This is a genomic window from Trinickia camelliae, from assembly GCF_053525655.1.
Map to the genome: position 1 here is coordinate 70,776 of NZ_JBCHAA010000019.1, position 18,882 is coordinate 89,657.

Genomic DNA, 18,882 nt, shown 5'->3' on the forward strand with positions numbered 1-18,882 from the left:
GGCATCGCTTCGGTTGGCGTTGTGTGAAGCGCTGCCCGTTCCTCCCGCCAATTTCATGGAGACCCGTGCCATGAAGCTTCTATTCGCCGGCCACAAGCCGGATGACGTTCCTCGATTCACTTCACGTAGTCCCATTGCGAGAAGCCGCGCTCTACCATTTCTGCTAGCGGTCGCGGTGCAAAGCGCAAGCGTCCTGCTTGCCGCAAGCGGCGTGGCGCACGCAGGGGATATCACGCAGCTCTTGCCGCCACCGCAGGTCACCTCGTCGACGGTGCCGCCTAACGGCGACACTAATCCGTATGGCGTGGCGTTCGTGCCGCGAGGGTTTCCGCAATTCGGCACGATAAACGCAGGCGATTTGCTGGTCTCCAACTTCAATAACGCGCAGAACCTTCAAGGGACCGGCACGACCATCGTGCGCATTGTTCCAGGCGGCACGCCCGCCGTATTTTTCCAAGGACCCATGGGGCTCGGGTTGAGCACCGCGCTCGGCGTGCTCAAGGCGGGCTTCGTGCTGGTCGGCAACGTGCCGACGACCGACGGCACGTTCGCCACGATTCAGCCCGGCTCGCTGCTCGTACTCGATCGCACGGGCAATGTCGTCGCGCAATGGACACCCGCGACGGCCGGCATCGACGGCCCGTGGGATCTGACGATCTGGGATCAGGGCAATCGCGCCAAGATCTTCGTGTCGAACGTGCTGAACGGAACCGTCGTGCGGCTCGACGTCACCATCGACAGCAACGGCGTTCATCTCCAGCGCAGCACACAGGTGGCGTCGGGCTACCCGTTCCGCGGTGATAAGAACGCGCTCGTGGTCGGCCCCACGGGCCTCGCGTACGATCCGCAGGCCGACGTGCTGTACGTGGCGTCGACGGTCGACAATGCGATCTTCGCGGTGTACGGCGCGGGCAATACGCAACAAGAGAGCGGCAAAGGCGTCGTGATCTTCGCGGACAACAAGCATTTGCATGGACCGCTTGCGTTGGCGCTCGGACCGAACGGCCATCTCTTCACCGCCAACGGCGACGCGATCAACGCCGATGCCAACAATCCGAGCGAGATCACCGAGTTCACGGTGCAAGGCCGTTTCGTCGCGCAATACTCGGTGGATCCGGCGGAGGGCGGCGCGTTTGGCCTGGCATTCGGGCAGGCACGCGACGATTTCGTTCACTTCGCCGCTGTCGACGACAACGTGCCGAACATCACCGATTGGCGGCTGCCGTTCGACTCAGGGCAATAGGAACGTATGCGTGCTGGCGCGCTGCATCGAGCGGTCTGCGGCGCGCCGGCGGCGGAAAGCAAGACACGACCTGCGCAGGTAGAATCCAGCAGTGCGTTTTAGTTCGCCGCGTATCGTATCGGCGGGGTTCAAACGCAAACTCTTGCTACCGTTACCAGGCTTAGGACCACGCATGACGAACCTGTCCGACTTTCCGATCACGGCCAAATGGCCCGCGCAACACCCTGACCGCATTCAGCTCTACTCGCTGCCGACGCCCAACGGCATCAAGGTGTCGGCGATGCTCGAAGAAACCGGGTTGCCATACGAACCGCATCTCGTGCGTTTCGATTCCGATGATCAGCTGTCCCCCGAATTCCTGTCGCTCAATCCGAACAATAAAATTCCGGCGATTCTCGATCCCAACGGCCCGGACGGCAAGCCGCTCGCGCTGTTCGAATCGGGCGCGATCCTGATCTATCTGGCGGACAAGAGCGGACGCTTGATGCCGAAGGACCCCGCCGGCCGCTACGAGACGATTCAGTGGCTGATGTTTCAGATGGGCGGCATCGGCCCGATGTTCGGGCAGGTGGGCTTCTTCCACAAGTTCGCGGGCAAGGAGTATGAGGACAAGCGCCCGCGCGACCGCTATGTCGCCGAGTCGCGGCGTCTGCTTAACGTGCTTGAGGGAAGGCTCGACGGCCGCCGCTGGATCATGGGCGACGACTACACGATCGCCGATATCGCCACGTTCCCTTGGGTTCGCAACCTGATCGGCTTTTACGAGGCCGGCGAAATGGTGGGGATCGAGGATTTTCCGAATGTCACGCGCGTGCTGAAAGCGTTTGTCGAGCGTCCGGCTGTGGCGAAGGGGATCAATATCCCTAAGCGCGATTAAGGTTTGATCGAGGCGCGAAACTGTATTTAGGGCGCGCCTCGCGCGAATCTTGGGCAGGCCGGTCGCGCAGCAGCACGGGCATCAAACGCCGGTTGGCTGTGTGCGCCGCCCACTCGCAATACGCGGCGCTGCCGAGCACCCAGCCCTTGAGCGTCGACTGCATCAGGTTATTGACCTCGAGTTCGTCAAGGGGCTGTGCGCCCAGATCGCGGTAAGCCTGGTGACGGTCGATTGGCGTACTGCCGAGCGCCCGGTAGAGTGAATGGTCCTTGATGAAGCTATCGACACGCAGCCCGATGTGATGCGTGTAGCTCGACCACGGGTAGTTTCCAGGCTCTGCCACAAGGTGTTTGCGCACCGGCGCATGATCGATGACCTGGCTCGCGAGCAGGAAATACCGGTCGGGCTCGATTACTGCTGCCGAGTAACCTCCACGCCACACCGCACCGCGACGTCCGTGGCGGCGGTTGAAGGTCTCGACATAGCGACGGCCGACCGCCTGCATGGCCATGGCAACGCTCGATTCGTATGAAGGCGTGACGAGGAACTGTACCGCGTCAGGCATGAGTACCCACGCGTGGACTGCCAGATTGGCGACGCGCGCGGCGTCCGCCAGGCAGGCGAGGAAGTACAGATAATCTCCCTCGTCCAGAAATGCGGGCCCCGTGAGACCCTGCAAGATAACGTGCTGCGGTTGTTCTGGAACGTAATGCCGTGCAAGCCGTGTCATGCTGAAGTAACCGGTAATCCGATGTGAGAAGGCTATCCGTCAGAGCTCGTTCGCGTGACGGTGTGCAAGCAAATTCTATCGATCATGTGCGTGCGTTTGCATCATGGAATAAGCCTTTTTTCTGGCCTCTTTTCGTCGAATTGCCGATCGCACAGCGTCTCTTTTATGGCACCGCTGAATAGCGGCGCCGTGCCATGCAACTCCAGCGTTCTGCCCCCCTCACTTCGCCGACAGCAGCTTCGCATGCATCTCCAGAGTCAGTGCTTCAATGCGCGTGCTCAATTGCCGCTTGATTTCGGTGAGCTCGGTGTTTTGCTGCAACAGCGCGGCCATCTGCGCGGAGTGTTCGGCCATTTGCAATTGCCGCTGCTCGGCGGACTTCGCGATATCTTCGCGATGGCGTGCATCCGCGTCGGCGAGCGCCTTGTCACGGTCCGCCTGGCGTGTGTGCGCCAGCAGGATCAACGGCGCCGCGTACGCGGCCTGCAGACTGAACGCGAGATTTAGCAAAATGAAAGGATAGACATCGAATTTCGTCAGACCTGCCATATTGACGATGATCCAGATCGCGACGACCACCGTCTGGGAGATGAGAAACGTCGGCGTGCCGAAAAAGCGCGCGAATGATTCAGCCTTGAGTGCGAACCAGTCATCGCCGAAGGTTGTCGTCACATGGTTGTAAGGAAGATGGAACCGCAAATGAGGCCAGTTTTCGTGACTGGATGGCGACTTGCTGGCTCTGGCTTGATCGAAGGGTGTCATGGCGGTGAACTCGTTCCAGTTGGGTGGCGTTCCAATGTATACGAGCGATATTGCGTTCGCGAGCGTGCGTCACATGCCTTCGAATAGGCGCCGCGAACAGGATAGCGTCGTCGATTTGCTTCAATTCCGATATCAGGATTCACGTATGTCCCGCTCCGAACGTCTCCTTCATCTCCTGCAAGTATTACGTCGTTATCGACGTCCCGCGAGTGGCCAAGCCCTGGCCGAGGAGCTCGGCGTGAGCATCCGCACGCTATACCGGGACATCGCCAGTCTGCAGGCGCAAGGAGCCATGATCGAGGGGGAACCGGGCGTCGGTTACGTTATGAAACCGGGTTTCATGTTGCCGCCCATGATGTTTCGCTCAGAGGAACTCGACGCCCTGGTTCTTGGCATGCGCTGGGTGGCCGATCGCTGCGACAAGACCCTATCGTCCGGTGCGCTGAGCACGCTTGCGAAGATAGCCGCCGTACTGCCCACTGAACTGCGTCGCGAACTGGAGGAGTCTTCGCTGCTGGTCGGCGCGCCGTTGAAGAGACCTGCCCACAAAGTCTCGCCTGACCTTCTGCGTGCCGCAGTCCGAGAAGAGCAGAAGCTCAAGATTACCTACGTGGACGCCAGTGGTATGCACTCGCAGCGTGTCGTTTGGCCCTTTGCCTTGGTGTATTTCGACCAGGCGCGAGTCCTGATGTGTTGGTGCGAGCTTCGAGCTGATTTTCGGAATTTCCGTTCGGACCGGATCTCCAACGTCGAGCATTTGGAAGAGCGCTACCCCAAAAGGCGGTCAACACTGCTTCGTGAGTGGCGCAGGCTCAATCACGCCGCCAGCCGCACAATACTGCCAGAATTTGACAGTATCGATCATTAGACTGAGCTTCCTTTCTTGGCGAGGAGCTCAAAATGAAGTTCGCATCGGTTCGTGTTGTTACCCGGGATATCGATGGGCTGGTGGAGTTTTATCAAAGGCTTTCCGGTATCGAGGCAATACGTCCGGCCGACGGATTTGCCGAATTGCGGTTCGAAGGAGCGACGCTTGCGATTTCGTCTGAGCGTCTGATCGAGCTTTTCAATGTCGGTGCTGCCACTGCGGCTGCTAATCAATCGGCGATCCTGGAGTTCGAAGTGGAGGACGTTGACGCGGTGTTCGAACGGATGAATGCGTCCGGGACAAACATCGTGATGCCGGCGACGTTGATGCCCTGGGGCAATCGATCGCTCTTGCTGCGCGACGCTGACGGGAATCTCGTCAACATATTCTCTCGCCCCAAGCGTTGAGGAAACCCGGCGTCACGTCTGGCCGCCGGCTGTAATTCTGATAACTGACGGGACATCTCGTGGGGGCGGAGAGCACCGCTGGCTGATTGCATCACCCGCGTCAGCGACGGGGCCGCTAGCAACCGGATGGCCCCCGTCTTTCACGAATTGGCCGGTTGGTCAGTAATCGTATACCTGACTCTCGGGGGAAGAGGGCGAGACGGTCGTAGGCGAACCCGATACCGATGACCCGGTCTTTACGCCGCCGTACCCAGTTGAGCCATCATGGGCCGCCACACGCGCTTCCGCTGCCTGAATGTCTTGCGGGTAGTTGACGTCCTCGCCCCCCGAGGGGCTGTAGCCGGCCTGCTCGAGTTGCTGGAGTTCGGCGCGCACCTGGGCGCGTGTGATGGGCGCCTGCGTGTCCGACTGGGCGAATGCCGCGAGCGATACGGCGAGGGCGGATGTGGCGGTGACTGCCAGAATGACCGATTTCACGACGACCTCCTTTTGCGCGTTCCGCGCACTAATGCCCGGTTTTCCCATCCTTGGCGTCTAGGCGGGTAACCATACGAGACTGATACCTGGGGCGTGGCGTTCGCGGCGTTCACTCCGGCTAAACGAAACTGCACCCGGAAAATTGACTCGTTGATTTGGCCACGATATTTGTCTGACTATCGAGCGATAACTCAAACGCGTCCGTCCGCAGTGACAATGCTGCGACGGAGCTCAGAATCATGGCTTTCATCGCATTCTCCAGCGCGGTGCATTGACATTGCCAACGCGGCACGCCTGCAGTTATGACTGTATTCGCTGACCAAATGCGCGTGAATAAGGCAAGCGTCCTAAAAGAGGCTCGGGGATTACCTTATTCAGTGAGCAGTTCCACCCTATTGGCTCTCGATCCACTGAATTGCGAACCGCATCGGCTCCATAGCGCACAAGTCTTCGGGGGGCGTTATGAGACAGGCCGCTCGGGTCGTAGTAACCTGCACCATGCACGCTAGGTTTCCGGCAGATTGGATTGGGTCGGCTCTCTTAAATAAAAACACCAGAGTAGTTCATTGATACCGGTCTGATTGCCCATCAGGCAAGTGTGCAGGCCGGTAAAGAGGTGTTTGGAGAGCGATGATGAAACCAAAGCTGTTGATGATGACAATGGTCGTGGCAACACTGTCTGTAGCGACCACTCTGGTGGGCGCCCAATCCGTTCAATCTTCGCAGTCAAGCTCGACGCAGGCGGTATCGACTCAAGGTCCGAAGACGCGAGCGCAGGTGCGCGCGGAATTGGCCCAAGCCCGTGCGGACGGCGCTATTCCGCGTTTCGGCAACCCGGATCCTTATGGGCCCGGTGGTACGCCGAATTTTATTAGCCATCCGGCGGCACATACCTGGTAGGGCGATTGTGTGAACAGCGCATGTAGCTGTCCGCTTTGTGGAATGTCGAATGTCTCCTCGGGGTCGATCTGAGCCGACGGCATCAGGAAGAGGCCGGCCAATAGACAGTCATCCGGTATGCCAGATCAGCCGTCGTGCGGTCATGTAGAAAATTGATCATGCTCCCGTGGACTAACGTGCGCTGTCGATGATCGAGCCTCCGTCAGGGGTGAGGCTGTAACCCGTCAGGAACTGCGCATCCTTGCACGCCAGGAAGAGGACAACGGGCGCGATGTCATCGTCCGGCGATCCGTAGCGGCCTAGCGGATTGGTCGGGGCGGGCACGTCGACATTCTTATCCCAAGTTTCAGCGACCGGTAGGACATTGTTCACCGTGATCTTATCGGCGCCCCATTCCTTAGCTGCAGTTCGCGTCAGGGCGCGTACCGCCTCTTTCGCCATGTTGTACGGGCCGTAACCGACAAGGCCCACGACGCCCGCCATCGAGCCAAAGTTGACGACCCGTCCTTCACCGCTCGCCTTGAGGTAGGGATAGCAGGCCTGCATCATGCGCAGGTAGGCGATCGGGCCGACCTCGAAATTGCGCTGCAATTGGTCCACCGAGAGATCGATGATGGATGAGAAGGGTGCGGTGGGATCGAAGGCGTTGTTCACGAGGACGTCGATGCCACCGTAGGATTCGACGACCTTTTCTATCGCCGCCTTGATTTGTTCGGCGTCGCTGATGTCGCACGGCACGCCGAGGGCCGTGCCGCCGAAAGCCTCGATGTCCGCGACGACCGCATCCACATTGGCGGGGGTGAGCGAAAGAACTGCTACTTTGGCGCCTTCCTCTGCGAACAGCTTCGCGGTAGCACGACCGATACCTCGACCGGCGCCTGTCACGATGGCTACTTTTCCGTTAAGTCGGCCCATAAACATCTCCATTCAGTTGAAGCTTTGGTGGATGGGCTGCGCGAAGTTCGGTGCATAGGGCGACGGAACCTGACGAGCAGCGTTTTGCGTGGCGAATGAGGTGGCGACGAGGGCTAGGCCCACGACTGCTGGCACAGCCGCCTTCGGATTGCGCGCACCGAGATGTGCCATGCCAGACAAGATCAGGTGATAAAAGATGCCGGTATAAGCCAAATCACTGAGGGAAACACTCAACCGCGAAAGGATGGCGACCGGGCCCAGAATTTTCACGACGATCATGAAGGACACGAGATGATCGGCGGAGTAGCCCAGCGCGATTTGTGCCTCCTTCACATGGTCTCGTTTGGTCACGTACAGATGGGCCGAGACCAGATACAACAGCGACAACAGTGCTGTGCTGATCCAATACGTATAGTTCTCAAGCATAAAGTCTTCCTTTGCGGGGCACTCAATCGACTAGGCGCGAGAATGTCGCCTAAGATGAAATCTCGCAAGTAGGATGAAAAAATGGCGCTTAGTATGAAAAACCAGACTAATGGCGATGAAGAAATCAATATGCATGACGAAATGCGACGTGCTTTCGCGCTCCTTTCCGGCAAATGGAAGCTCGAAATCATGTGGCTGCTCAACCAGCGAATCTATCGCTTCGGCGAGTTGAAAAAGGCAATTCCTGGCATCACACAGCACATGCTGACGGCGCAGCTTCGTGAACTGGAAGCGGATGGCTTGGTGTCGCGCACCGTATTCGCGGAAGTACCTCCGCGCGTGGAGTACGAGATCACTCAGAAGGCCCGCGGGCTTGGGCCCACGATGGAGGCACTAACGGCCTGGTGGAATGAATATGGACGGAGCGTGCCGGTAAAGTCCACTTCGCGTGGGCGCAAAGCCAAAATGGCCAAGTCAAAGGCGGGATGATGACGACGCCAGTCGTCTCGCCAGATGACTGGCGCGACCTTGCAAAGCTGCTCGCGGCCTGCCGCGTCGGACGGTAGCCGGCCAGGAAGCGTCGTTCGTTGGTGTCGCAGACCTGATATTCAGGTGTCAGCTTCGTTCAGTTTTCGGCCGTTCGCAGGTCGCATCATTGGCCGCCCCGGATGTCCTCCGGATTGCGATCGGCGAACCGCCGCTTCGGAGGAAAGTCTCGGGCGGAAGACGCATTTGTCTGCGTGCTGACCAATCAAACGACAGGGGCCGGTTCGCTACGGCGCGGCCGGAAAGATGGCTGAAAGGAAAATTATTCGATCCCCGATCGCTCATGTACTAGCCTTCAGAGATAGTCGCAAAGGCCCCAGTACGAGCTGGTGAGGCCGTATTGAATCCACTTCATCAGGGGACATGCAAATGTTCCAATTGAACGCAGCCATTCCGGATTCCCTGCATGCGACGCTGCAGGCACGAGCAAAACAGACCGGGTGCGGAGCCTCATCCATCGTCACGGCGGCGCTTGCGCAGTATCTCGACCATCCGCTGCACACGATCTTCCAGGTATCCACATCCGGCGCGCTCGTGGCGGGCGTCTACGATCAGGAAGTGACTGTCGCGACGCTGCTGCAGCACGGCGATTTCGGCCTCGGAACCTTCGCCGATTTAGACGGCGAAATGGCCGTTCTCGATGGCAAGGTCTATCAGATTCAGGGCTCCGGCAAGGTGAGCGAGGCAAGTCCCGACGCCGGTGCGCCGTTTGCCGTCGTCACGGCGTTCGAGGCCGACAGTGAGACGTTCATCGAACAGGTGACGAGCTTCGCCGATCTCGAAGCGAAGTGCGATCCGCATCGCGGCTCGGCAAACATCTTCTACGCGTTGCGCCTGGACGGAAGGTTCGACAGCATCACCACGCGGGTCGTGAATCCACCGCAAGCGGGCGTGGGTCTCGCGGACGCATCGAAGACGCAGACCGAGTTCACCTTCGACAATATTGAAGGAACGCTCGTCGGAATCTGGTCGCCAGGATTTTCGAGCGCGTTCAGCGTCCCCGGCTATCACATGCACTTTCTGTCCGTCGACCGTCAGCATGGCGGTCACGTGCTCAAACTCGAAGCCGAGCGCCTGCGGCTCAGGATCGAGGCGCTCACGGATTTCCATCTGGTCTTGCCGGAATCGGAAAGCTTCCTCGAAGCCGATCTGAGTCGCGACACCTCCCAGGCCCTCGCCTACGCCGAACAGGCTCACTGATTCACGGAGAGCTCACATGCCAAACGAAAAGCAACAAGCTTCGCAGATCGGCGCGGATCTGGTCGTGCGCGCACTTGAGCAGCATGGCGTCGCGCATGTGTTCGGCGTGCCGGGAGCCAAGATCGACGCGGTATTCAACTCGCTGGTCGATTCGAAGATCCAGACGGTCGTGTGCCGTCATGAACAGAACGCTGCGTTCATCGCGGGCGGCATCGGCCGTATGACTGGACGTGCGGGCGTCGCGATCGCGACTTCCGGGCCGGGCGTCTCGAACCTGACGACGGGCCTCGCCACCGCGAACACCGAAGGCGATCCCGTCGTCGCGCTGGGCGGCTCCGTCGGAACCGCGGATGCGCTCAAGCAGATTCACCAGACGATGGACGCCGTATCGATCATGAAGCCCGTCACCAAGTTCAGCGCGACCGTGGGCGCGGGTCATCAGGTAAATGAAGTGATGGCGAACGCGTTCCGCGAGGCGGAGAGCGGGCGCCCCGGCGCGGTCTATGTGAATCTGCCAATGGATGTGATGAAAGGAGCGTGTCCGTTCGACCCGCTGCCCATGCCGGCTTTCGCCGGTCCCGGCCCGGCCGACGGCAACGCGATCCGCGAGGCTGCACGTCTCATCAATCAGGCCAGCAATCCCATCATCTTGCTCGGCATGCTGGCAAGCCAGCCCGCGCACGCGAGCGCGCTCCAGTCATTCATCTCGAAGGGAAACCTCGCCGTGGTGGGCACGTTCCAGTCGGCGGGCGCCGTCGGCGCGCCGCTCTTCGACAACTTCGGCGGTCGTGTCGGTCAGTTGGCCAATCAGCCGGGCGACCGGCTGCTCGATTCAGCCGATCTCGTTATCACCATCGGTTACAACCCGGTCGAATACTGGCCGCCAGAGTGGAATACGAATGTCGACCGTCCGATCGTCCACATCGATGTCCTGAGCGCCACGCTCGACAATGCGTACCGGCCCCGCGTCGAACTGACCGGCGATATCGGCCAGACGCTCGATGCACTCACCCCACAGATCCGGCGTGAATCGAAGTCGGCATTGTCTGAGAACATGCTGAATTCAATCATCGCAGCGCGCGACGCGTTATCCGCCGAATCCGCGACACGCGGCGGCACGCCGATCCATCCGCTGCGTCTCGTACATGAGTTAAAGCCGTTCGTTGGCCCAGACGTGACGGTATGTCTCGATATGGGCTCATTCCATTTGTGGATTGCGCTGCATCTTTATAGTTTCCGCTCGCGTCAGCTGCTGATCTCCAACGGCCAGCAGACGCTCGGGGTGGCCTTGCCGTGGGCGATTGCTGCAGCACTCGTACGGCCGACAGAGAAGATCTTGTCTATTTCCGGCGACGGCGGCTTCCTGTACTCCGCTATGGAACTGGAAACCGCAGTGCGTCTGAAGGCCAACCTAGTCCACATGATTTGGATCGACGGCACGTACGACATGGTCGGTACGCAAGAGCGTCTGAAGTATGGTCGCGTGTCCGGCGTCGATTTCGGACCGGTCGACTTCGTGAAATACGCGCAGGCGTTCGGTGCAACGGGCCTCATGATCGACACACCCGACAACATCGGGCCCGTCATGAAGAGGGCATTCGACACGGCGGGCCCGGTAGTCGTCGGCGTACATGTCGACTACAGCGACAATCACAAGCTGTTCGAGATGGTGAAGGGCGACAACTTTCACTGAGTATGAGGCGGCCACTCTGGCGAGCGGCTGTCGACAGACGTTGGGCTGCCGACTTCCGCGCACGACGACACCGCGCCCGGGAGTAGGTACGAGGAATGACTGTATTTCGGCGTATTGCCGAGCAATCGCATACGGCATTTCTGACTCGCTTTGGCGTTCCGGGGAAATCGACTGGATCCACGTCCGGCAAGGTGACCGTGCTGCCTTCGCGTCCGGTGCGGAAGCCCTTCTCACCGGACGCCTGGCGGAGTGCGCCGGGAGTTGCCGAATCGTTCTTCGGCACGCTCGAAGCGGAGCTCCTATCGCGCGAACACCTTGCGACCCATGGACAGGCCATGGCAGCGCATCTTCTTGTTCCTGGAGGGCTGGTGCAACGTACGCCACCTGCACAGCAGAATCGGCTACTGTTCGCCGCTCGAATTCGAGAACATCACCACTAAAAGGCAAACCGTATCGCCTTGCGGGTTGCCCACCGGCGGACAGCGCCATCGTCGAGACAGGCGCCCCGCCGCCCGCCCGTGGACAACCCGCGACTCAACGCCTAGAGGAGGCTAGATCACACCAAATCGCTGACTGCAAATTCGTCCGTCGAACCGGGTCAACCTCAGTGTTAATGCGCGATTCAGGATTATTTCGCGTCACTGCTCATAAGCTGAACACCAGTCGTGAAGCACGGGAAGCCGTTGCCTTTTGGTGTGGCGGCCCGGGTCAAGGACGAGGCAAGTACCGGTCATTGGCCAACCCAATGATTTCTTTTACCTAACACGACCGCACAAGTCGGACTTGCACGCGCAAGGCTCGATCGAAGCTGTTGTCATGGAGTAGCGTATGGAAAAGCAAACCATTGCCGACTATCTGGCGAAGACACTCACTGCAGCAGGTGTCGAGCGGATTTGGGGGGTAACTGGCGACAGCCTGAATGGACTGGCGTACAGCCTCGATCAGGTTGGTTCGATACGCTGGATGCATACCCGCCACGAGGAGGTCGCTGCGTTCGCCGCAGGCGCAGATGCGGCGTCCACTGGACGACTGGCGGTCTGCGCCGGAAGCTGTGGGCCGGGCAATCTCCACCTGATCAATGGCCTGTTCGACTGCCATCGCAATCATCAGCCGGTGCTCGCCATTGCTGCGCATATACCCTCAACTGAAATCGGGCTTGGCTACTTTCAGGAAACGCATCCCCAGGAGCTGTTCAAGGAGTGCAGTCACTACGTCGAACTGGTGTCGAACGCGTCGCAGTTTCCACGTGTGTTGGAGCGCGCGATGCGCACGGCGATCGAGGAGCGTGGCGTTGCGGTGATCGTGCTGCCGGGAGATGTCGCGTTGAGTGAGGGTCCCGCCGCCGCAGCTCAATGGAGCAGCACCGCGCCGCCCACCATCGTGCCAGCCGACACCGATCTGGAACGCCTTGCCGCGATGCTGAACGGCTGCGAAGCCGTAACGCTCATGTGCGGCAGCGGTGTGGAAGGCGCGCATGGCGAGGTCGTCGCGCTGGCCGACACGCTGGGTGCACCGATTGTTCACGCGCTGCGCGGCAAGCAGTTCATCGAATACGACAACCCGTACGATGTGGGCATGACCGGACTAATCGGGTTCAGCTCCGGCTACCATGCAATGATGTCGTGCGACACGCTGCTTCTGTTGGGCTGCGACTTTCCATATCGGTCGTTCTATCCACCTGAAGCAAAGGTCGTGCAGATCGACCACAAGGGCTCGCAACTTGGCAAGCGTACGCCGCTAGCGCTCGGACTCGTCGGTACGGTCAAGGAAACGATTGCAGCGTTGTTGCCGAAGCTGCAGCGCAAGACAGACCGCAGCTTCATGGATAACGCTCGCAAACATTACGCGTCCGCCCGCAAGGAGCTCGATGATCTGGCCACCCCGTCCGATCCCGGTAACCCGATCCATCCCCAGTACCTGACCAGAATGATCGATCAGGTGGCAAGCGATGATGCAATCTTTACGGCCGACGTAGGCACGCCGACGCTGTGGGCTGCGCGTTATCTGACGATGAACGGCAAGCGGCAACTGCACGGCTCGTTCAACCATGGCTCGATGGCCAACGCCATGCCACAGGCGCTCGGTGCTCAAGCAGGCCACCCGCAACGGCAGGTTGTCTCTCTATCGGGGGACGGTGGTCTGTCAATGCTGCTGGGCGATCTGCTCACGGCCCGCCAACTCAACCTGCCGATCAAGGTAGTGGTCTTTAACAACAGCCTGCTTGGCTTCGTCTCGCTCGAACTGAAAGCGGGTGGCTACCTTGACACCAATGTTGATTTGAGCAAGACGGACTTCGCCGCGATCGCCCACGGTGCGGGCATTTTTAGCATTCGTGTCGAGGAGTCGGAGGGCCTGGAAGCGGCGTTAAAGCAGGCGTTCGCCCATCCCGGCCCCGCCCTGGTGGACGTTGTCACGGCGAAATACGAACTCGCGATGCCACCCCATATCGCGCTGTCGCAGGCAAAGGGCTTCAGCCTATTCATGCTGCGCGCGATTCTGAGCGGGCGTGGCGACGAGATCATTGAGCTCGTGAAGACCAACCTGCGCTGAACATTTCGTTGTTGATCGCAAATCGGAGTTGCTCTGCGAGTGCAGCCACTCGCAGAGCGATTTTGTGCATTTCCTGTAGATCGGGATGGCACTCCCTGTAGGAAGGCTTCCATTCGTAACATCGCCCTTAGTGTTTTTGCGGGGCGTCGCAATCGCGCGATTGACGCTTGGGAACTGGTTACACGGGGGCAATAAATCGTCTTGGATACTAATGGAGCAAACGCGCGCTTGGCGGAACTGCTTGCAGTCCCAATTTCGCTCCATTTTCGCTGACATCTCGCGAATAACGGCCGAGACGCCGCGCGAATGGCCGCTCCAGTTTGCAACCTGCCATAGCACTCGCATTCGGTCGAAAGGCCGTTGAGGGTCGATGACGGTCGTTGTATGACGGGGCGCGCTCGCAAGAGCAGTGGACAATGTCGAGGCGGGTGGCAGGGCCCTCGTGTCTGTCTACACCATGATGAATCCGTGCCGCATGCCGAGCATCACCGCTTCCGTGCGATTGGTCGCGCCGAGTTTGCCGAAGATGGATGAGAGGTGGAATTTCACCGTGTTGTCCGAGATGTCGAGTTGCCGCGCAATCTCCTTGTTGCCGAGTCCGTCGGCGAGCATCGCCAGCACTTCGATCTCACGCAAGGTCAAGGCTTCGAACGGTTCGCCGGATGCCATCTGGTGCAATGGCTTTCGTCCGGGGAGCAGTCTTGCGAGGAGGTCGGGTGACAGCACGCAAAGGCCCGCGGCGACGGCTTCGATGGACACGGCGATTTCGGCCGGCATTGCGTTGCGCGGCAGGATCGCCGTCGCATCGGCGGGCAGCGCGTCGAGGATCCAGTCGCTATCCGGGTCGTCGATCAACAGGACAAGCGCCGGTGGCGCGTGCCCGAGTTCGAATAGCGTCTTGAGCGCGTCGCTCGCATCCGGCTCGATGTCGGTCACGAGCACATCCGGCACCGAACCCGCGAGGCAATCGGCGAGCGTTTCGGCGTCGGCTGCGCTACCCAGGAAATCGAGTGCCGGGTTCCCCTCGACCAGCGTTTGCAGGCTTGCGCGCAGCTGCGACGATGCCGCAATGACCGCGACCCGCACCGGCCCCATGTGTACCCTCTGTCCATCCGACATATCGCCGCTTCCCGGACCTCACCTGCACGAATTCCGTTGGGGGCGTTCACCCACTGCGACCGAACACGCGTGGCGTTCGCCACCTCGGATCGACGTGATTTGCAACGGCTGTCCAATGCTTGAGGAACCCAGCGCTGCGTGCACGTCGTCCATGTCGCGGCAAGGCCTGCCGTCCAGTTCGATCAGGACATCACCGATGAGCACGCCCGCCTGTTCCGCAGGACCGCCCGGCGCAAGCGAATTGATCAGCAATCCGCTTTTGAACGGCAGGTTCAGTTTGTTCACCCACGCGTCCAGCAGGCTGACCTGTTGCGTGCCGACGCCAAGGTAGCCCCGTGCGACGCGCCCTTTAGCCAACAGTTCATCCGTGACGCGCTCCACGGTCATCCCGGGAATCAGCATGCCGGCGCCGCGCATCAGTGCCGACGTGCAGATGCCCATGACCTTCCCGCGCATATCGGCGAGGGCCGCCCCGGAGAAACCCGGGCGCAGACCGCCGTCCAGTCGCACGAACGCATCGAGCTGTCCACCTCTCCACGTGCGCCAAGTACCACCTGTGCCGCCGATCACGCCAAAATCAGCACTGATGCCGATCTCGTCCGCACGCGCGACGGCGAGCGCCAGATGACCCGGCTTCAGTGAGCGGGCATCGCCAGACTCGATTGGGTCCAGGTCTACGCCGTCCAGTTTCAGCACCGCGAGGTCGGTGCCCAAATCCAGGCCCGCGAGGACTGCGGCGACCGTACGGCCGTCGGTCAATGTGACTTCGATCCCGTCCTCACGCCTGATCGTGTGCGCAGCCGTGACGACGACGCCATGGCGCCAGATTACCCCACTGGACGGCATGCGATGCCGGCCGTGTACTGCCACGACGCTCCGTCCGACTCGCCCGACAATGTCTGCCAGACTGTCCGATAGATCCATCAAAGGATTACCGCTCGAGAATGTGGTTTCCATTTCCAGTCTCCTGCCAGTTACGCAATGACCTGCTTGTGCGTCGCTTCGTCGATTAGTCACCTATCGTTGGCGGGTAGCGTTGCGACGACCGGCTCACAATGACAGAAGGACAAGGGACGCACACCACCCAAATGGGTAGCGGGGTAGAGGCGGACTACCGGATGCGGTCGGATTTGAATGGGAACGGACGGCGAGTTTTTTCGACGCATCCTGTCCGTCAGCACGCGCCCCGCGCGTCATTGTGATGGCGGCTCGATTTCATTCGTCCGCCTCAACCCCAAGACGGAGGCTCATATGCAATACCTATTGATGATCTATTCGCAAGAAAACCGCTGGAACCAGATGACCGACAGCGAGCGGCAGCAAGGGGTCGCCGCGTATCAGGCGTACTCGGAAGCGTTGACCAAGGCGGAGGTGCTGGTGGGCGGCAACCGGCTGCAGCACACGAACACGGCCACCACGGTGCGGCTCGTCGACGGCAAGCCGCAGGTGCTTGACGGACCGTATTCCGATTCGAAGGAGCAACTCGCCGGCTACTTCCTGATCGACGTGCCCAACCTGGACGCGGCGATCGCGTGGGCCTCGCGTTGTCCCGGCGCGGGGCACGGCATCATGGAAGTGCGCCCGGTCTGGACCGCTCCCTACAATGAGCCGTCTGCCGCATGAGTCTGTCCGGCGGCGATCGTGACGCAGACGGCGCCGCGCATTCGATTGCCGAGGCGGTCGCTCGCCGCAGCTACGGCAAGCTCGTCGCGCTGCTGGCGATGCGCACGCGCGACGTTGCTGCGGCCGAGGACGCGCTAGCCGACGCGTTTGCGGCCGCGCTCGCGGACTGGCCGGAGCGCGGCTGCCCCGCGAATCCCGAGGCGTGGCTGATGACGGTTGCGCGCCGCCGGGCAATCGACGGCGCGCGCCATCGCTGGGTCGGCGATGAAGTGGCGAACCAGCTCGCGATCCTCGCCGATGAGATCGACGAGCGTGAAGCAGGCGCGTTGCCCGACCGGCGTCTTGCGCTGCTGTTCGCGTGCACCCACCCCGCGCTCGAGGCAGCAATTCGCACGCCGTTGATGCTGCAGGTGGTGCTGGGGCTCGAAGCGAAGACGATCGCATCCGCGTTCCTGACGTCGCCCGCCGCGATGACCAAGCGCCTCGTGCGGGCGAAGAACAAGATCCGCGACGCGGGCATTCCGTTCAGCGTGCCCGAGCGCGAGGAGTTGCCCGGCCGTCTCGCTGCGGTGCTGGAAGCGGTCTACGCGGCCTATGCGCAAGGGTGGACTGATCCGATCGGCGGCGATACCGTGCGGCGCGATCTCGCCGGCGAGGCGTTGTTTCTTGCGCAACTGCTCGTCGAGCTGCTGCCCGATGAGCCGGAGACGCTGGGTCTGCTCGCACTGATGCTGTATGCGCAGGCGCGGCGCGATGCGCGACGCGATGCGGCCGGCGAATACGTGCCGCTGTCGGCTCAGGATCCGGCGGCATGGGACGCACCGATGATCGGCGCAGCCGACGCGCTGCTACGGCATGCGTGCGCATTCAACGCAATCGGACGCTTTCAGCTCGAGGCCGCGCTGCAGTCTGCGCACGTGCACCGCTGCCGGACGCATCACCCGAACTGGGACGAGATAGTGCGGCTCTACGATGCACTGCTCGCGATCGCGGCGTCGCCGGTGGTCGCGGTGAACCGCGCGATCGCGCTGGCGGAACGCGACGGCCCGCAGGCGGCACTCGACGCGCTCGCGCTGTATGCGGACGATCCGCGGCTAGCCGACTATCAGCCGTACTGGGCCGCGCGCGCCGATCTGCTCGCGCGTGCTGGCGCGACGGCCGAAGCGCTCGGCGCGTACGATCTCGCGATTGGCCTCGAGCCTGATCCGGCCGTACGCCGGTTCCTGCAGCGAAAGCGTGCGGAGCTGTCCTCGGCGAGTGGCTAGATCGCGCGCGCCCACCATCAATCGCCGCCGAGTTTCAGCGATCGAAAAACCATGCAACCGGCCCCAAGCGCAATCAGCGCCAGTGCGATGGCAAATGCAGTCGCACCGGCCGCCAAGCCAAAGACGTCGATCGCGTAGCCGGTCATAACGGGCAGCAGCCCCGCTGGCAGATAGCCGCCGATATTCATGACGGCAATGGCTTCGGCCCGGCGCGCGTCCGGCACATGCAGGCCGATGAGCGTCAAGCCGCCCAACTGCCCAAGGCCCTGCGCTACCCCCGCGAACAGCGCAGCGGCCACCAGAACCGACGCCGACAGCATATGCACCGCGGCACATAGTGCACACATCGACAGTACGGTCGCCGTCGTACCTGCCACGAACAACGCACGTACCGACCAACGCCGCACGGCGAACTGAACTCCCGTTGCAGCGAGAAACATCATGCAAGCCATGCCGCCGGCGAGCAACGGGCTGTGAACTTCGAGCAGACGGGCGAGTAACGAAGGCCCCAAAGCAAGCACAAACGATGTTGCAGTAATGCCGGGCCCGAAAACGCCGATACCGGCCGCGACGTGCCGTCGATTCATCGCTGGGACCGACGGCAAATGCAGACGCGCGACATTGCCCGCTGCCCTTGCTGGCCGGCCAAGGGGCAACCGCCACGCAATGACGAGAGCACTCAGCAGCACGAGGAATTCGATACCGAAAACCAGCGCTACCGGATGCGCGACCGTTTGCGCGGCGCCGCCGGCCAGCAACGGCCCGAGGCCCGCGCCGAGAACCATCGCCACCGATGCGAGCAGTGCTGCCTGACGTCGACGCTCACCACCGCCGAGGTCCGCCACGGACGCCATTCCTGCCGACACGATGACACCGACCGAGATACCCGTCAGCAGCCGGGCAACGGCAAGCGTTGCAATGGACGTTGCGTTTGCGAACAACGCACATGCGACCAGCGCCACAAGGATCCCCGGCAAAAGAACCGGCTTTCGGCCGTAACGATCCGATAGCTGTCCGGCGACCGACAGCGTGCCGAGTAGTCCAAGGATGTAAAGGGCAAAGATGACCGTCAAGGTGCCGGATGAAAAACCGAGCGTGCGCTGCCAGACCACATACAGCGGCGTCGGGGAATTGGACAGCATGAACACCGACGTGACCGTCCATGCGGCGCGCCACATGTCGGGGGAAATGTGCGCGGACGCGCGGCTGGATTGCACTGCGGCAGTGTCGGACACGGTGATCTTCCTTGTACGAGTTTTTTCGTACTATAGCTTAGTTCGA

19 protein-coding genes are annotated in these 18,882 nt (G+C 61.1%); 11 read left to right on the forward strand and 8 right to left on the reverse strand.

Features of this window, described 5'->3' with window-relative positions; genetic code table 11:
* Window positions 1-175: 175 nt before the first annotated feature.
* Both AAHK20_RS27330 and AAHK20_RS27335 read left to right on the forward strand, forming a co-directional pair.
* The gene (locus tag AAHK20_RS27330; RefSeq protein ID WP_449184611.1) at window positions 176-1,243 is read left to right on the forward strand and encodes an NHL repeat-containing protein; all 1,068 of its coding nucleotides are present in this window, start codon (window positions 176-178) and stop codon (window positions 1,241-1,243) included.
* A gap of 172 nt (window positions 1,244-1,415) precedes the next feature.
* On the forward strand, window positions 1,416-2,120 hold the full coding sequence (locus AAHK20_RS27335) for a glutathione binding-like protein (RefSeq protein ID WP_449184612.1): 705 nt from the start codon (window positions 1,416-1,418) through the stop codon (window positions 2,118-2,120).
* Here the strand turns inward: AAHK20_RS27335 and AAHK20_RS27340 are convergent.
* Together AAHK20_RS27340 and AAHK20_RS27345 are read right to left on the reverse strand one after the other, a co-directional pair.
* Window positions 2,107-2,850: a transposase gene (locus AAHK20_RS27340; protein WP_449184613.1), complete on the reverse strand. Its 744-nt coding sequence runs from the start codon at window positions 2,848-2,850 to the stop codon at window positions 2,107-2,109. The two genes, AAHK20_RS27335 and AAHK20_RS27340, sit on opposite strands and share 14 nt — an antisense overlap.
* 219 nt (window positions 2,851-3,069) lie before the next feature.
* Window positions 3,070-3,612 (reverse strand): DUF1003 domain-containing protein, encoded by a 543-nt coding sequence (locus tag AAHK20_RS27345; protein ID WP_449184614.1) that lies wholly within the window; start codon window positions 3,610-3,612, stop codon window positions 3,070-3,072.
* A gap of 145 nt (window positions 3,613-3,757) precedes the next feature.
* On the opposite strand from AAHK20_RS27345, the gene AAHK20_RS27350 reads away from it, so the two are divergent.
* Window positions 3,758-4,480 (forward strand): helix-turn-helix transcriptional regulator, encoded by a 723-nt coding sequence (locus AAHK20_RS27350; RefSeq protein WP_449184694.1) that lies wholly within the window; start codon window positions 3,758-3,760, stop codon window positions 4,478-4,480.
* A gap of 32 nt (window positions 4,481-4,512) precedes the next feature.
* Window positions 4,513-4,887, forward strand: a complete 375-nt coding sequence (locus AAHK20_RS27355; protein WP_449184615.1) for a VOC family protein — start codon at window positions 4,513-4,515, stop codon at window positions 4,885-4,887.
* 159 nt (window positions 4,888-5,046) lie between these two features.
* On the opposite strand, the gene AAHK20_RS27360 is transcribed toward AAHK20_RS27355, so the two are convergent.
* Window positions 5,047-5,364: a DUF4148 domain-containing protein gene (locus AAHK20_RS27360; RefSeq protein ID WP_449184616.1), complete on the reverse strand. Its 318-nt coding sequence runs from the start codon at window positions 5,362-5,364 to the stop codon at window positions 5,047-5,049.
* Window positions 5,365-5,997: 633 nt separating this feature from the next.
* On the opposite strand from AAHK20_RS27360, the gene AAHK20_RS27365 reads away from it, so the two are divergent.
* Window positions 5,998-6,264 (forward strand): DUF4148 domain-containing protein, encoded by a 267-nt coding sequence (locus AAHK20_RS27365; protein ID WP_449184617.1) that lies wholly within the window; start codon window positions 5,998-6,000, stop codon window positions 6,262-6,264.
* Between the two features lie 171 nt (window positions 6,265-6,435).
* Here the strand turns inward: AAHK20_RS27365 and AAHK20_RS27370 are convergent, their stop codons facing one another.
* Window positions 6,436-7,179 carry an SDR family NAD(P)-dependent oxidoreductase gene (locus AAHK20_RS27370; RefSeq protein ID WP_449184618.1) on the reverse strand — a complete coding sequence of 248 codons (744 nt, stop codon included), beginning with the start codon at window positions 7,177-7,179 and terminating at the stop codon, window positions 6,436-6,438.
* Between the two features lie 12 nt (window positions 7,180-7,191).
* The gene (locus AAHK20_RS27375; RefSeq protein ID WP_449184619.1) at window positions 7,192-7,605 is read right to left on the reverse strand and encodes a DoxX family protein; all 414 of its coding nucleotides are present in this window, start codon (window positions 7,603-7,605) and stop codon (window positions 7,192-7,194) included.
* Window positions 7,606-7,698: 93 nt separating this feature from the next.
* Between AAHK20_RS27375 and AAHK20_RS27380 the strand changes: the two genes are divergently transcribed.
* The 4 genes from AAHK20_RS27380 to poxB all read left to right on the forward strand — a co-directional run bounded on the left by AAHK20_RS27380 (window position 7,699) and on the right by poxB (window position 13,594).
* Window positions 7,699-8,094, forward strand: coding sequence for a winged helix-turn-helix transcriptional regulator (locus AAHK20_RS27380; RefSeq protein ID WP_449184620.1), 396 nt, complete (start codon window positions 7,699-7,701; stop codon window positions 8,092-8,094).
* A gap of 426 nt (window positions 8,095-8,520) precedes the next feature.
* The gene (gene budA, locus AAHK20_RS27385; RefSeq protein ID WP_449184621.1) at window positions 8,521-9,351 is read left to right on the forward strand and encodes an acetolactate decarboxylase; all 831 of its coding nucleotides are present in this window, start codon (window positions 8,521-8,523) and stop codon (window positions 9,349-9,351) included.
* 16 nt (window positions 9,352-9,367) lie between these two features.
* Window positions 9,368-11,044, forward strand: a complete 1,677-nt coding sequence (gene alsS / locus AAHK20_RS27390; RefSeq protein WP_449184622.1) for an acetolactate synthase AlsS — start codon at window positions 9,368-9,370, stop codon at window positions 11,042-11,044.
* 828 nt (window positions 11,045-11,872) lie between these two features.
* The gene (poxB, locus tag AAHK20_RS27395) at window positions 11,873-13,594 is read left to right on the forward strand and encodes a ubiquinone-dependent pyruvate dehydrogenase (protein WP_449184623.1); all 1,722 of its coding nucleotides are present in this window, start codon (window positions 11,873-11,875) and stop codon (window positions 13,592-13,594) included.
* Between the two features lie 450 nt (window positions 13,595-14,044).
* Here poxB and AAHK20_RS27400 read toward each other — a convergent pair whose 3' ends face one another.
* The gene (locus AAHK20_RS27400) at window positions 14,045-14,713 is read right to left on the reverse strand and encodes a LuxR C-terminal-related transcriptional regulator (protein ID WP_449184624.1); all 669 of its coding nucleotides are present in this window, start codon (window positions 14,711-14,713) and stop codon (window positions 14,045-14,047) included.
* Window positions 14,714-14,731: 18 nt separating this feature from the next.
* Complete coding sequence (locus AAHK20_RS27405; RefSeq protein WP_449184695.1) at window positions 14,732-15,637, reverse strand: S1C family serine protease; 906 nt, start codon at window positions 15,635-15,637, stop codon at window positions 14,732-14,734.
* Between the two features lie 327 nt (window positions 15,638-15,964).
* Here AAHK20_RS27405 and AAHK20_RS27410 point away from each other — a divergent pair, with 327 nt between their 5' ends.
* Window positions 15,965-16,336, forward strand: a complete 372-nt coding sequence (locus AAHK20_RS27410) for a YciI family protein (RefSeq protein ID WP_449184625.1) — start codon at window positions 15,965-15,967, stop codon at window positions 16,334-16,336.
* Entirely contained in the window at window positions 16,333-17,601 is a 1,269-nt protein-coding gene (locus tag AAHK20_RS27415) for an RNA polymerase sigma factor (protein WP_449184626.1), read from the forward strand. Before AAHK20_RS27410 ends, AAHK20_RS27415 begins: the two co-directional genes overlap by 4 nt.
* 17 nt (window positions 17,602-17,618) lie before the next feature.
* Here the strand turns inward: AAHK20_RS27415 and AAHK20_RS27420 are convergent, their stop codons facing one another.
* A complete protein-coding gene (locus tag AAHK20_RS27420; RefSeq protein ID WP_449184627.1) occupies window positions 17,619-18,836 on the reverse strand; it encodes an MFS transporter in 1,218 nt (405 codons plus the stop codon).
* Window positions 18,837-18,882: the final 46 nt, after the last annotated feature.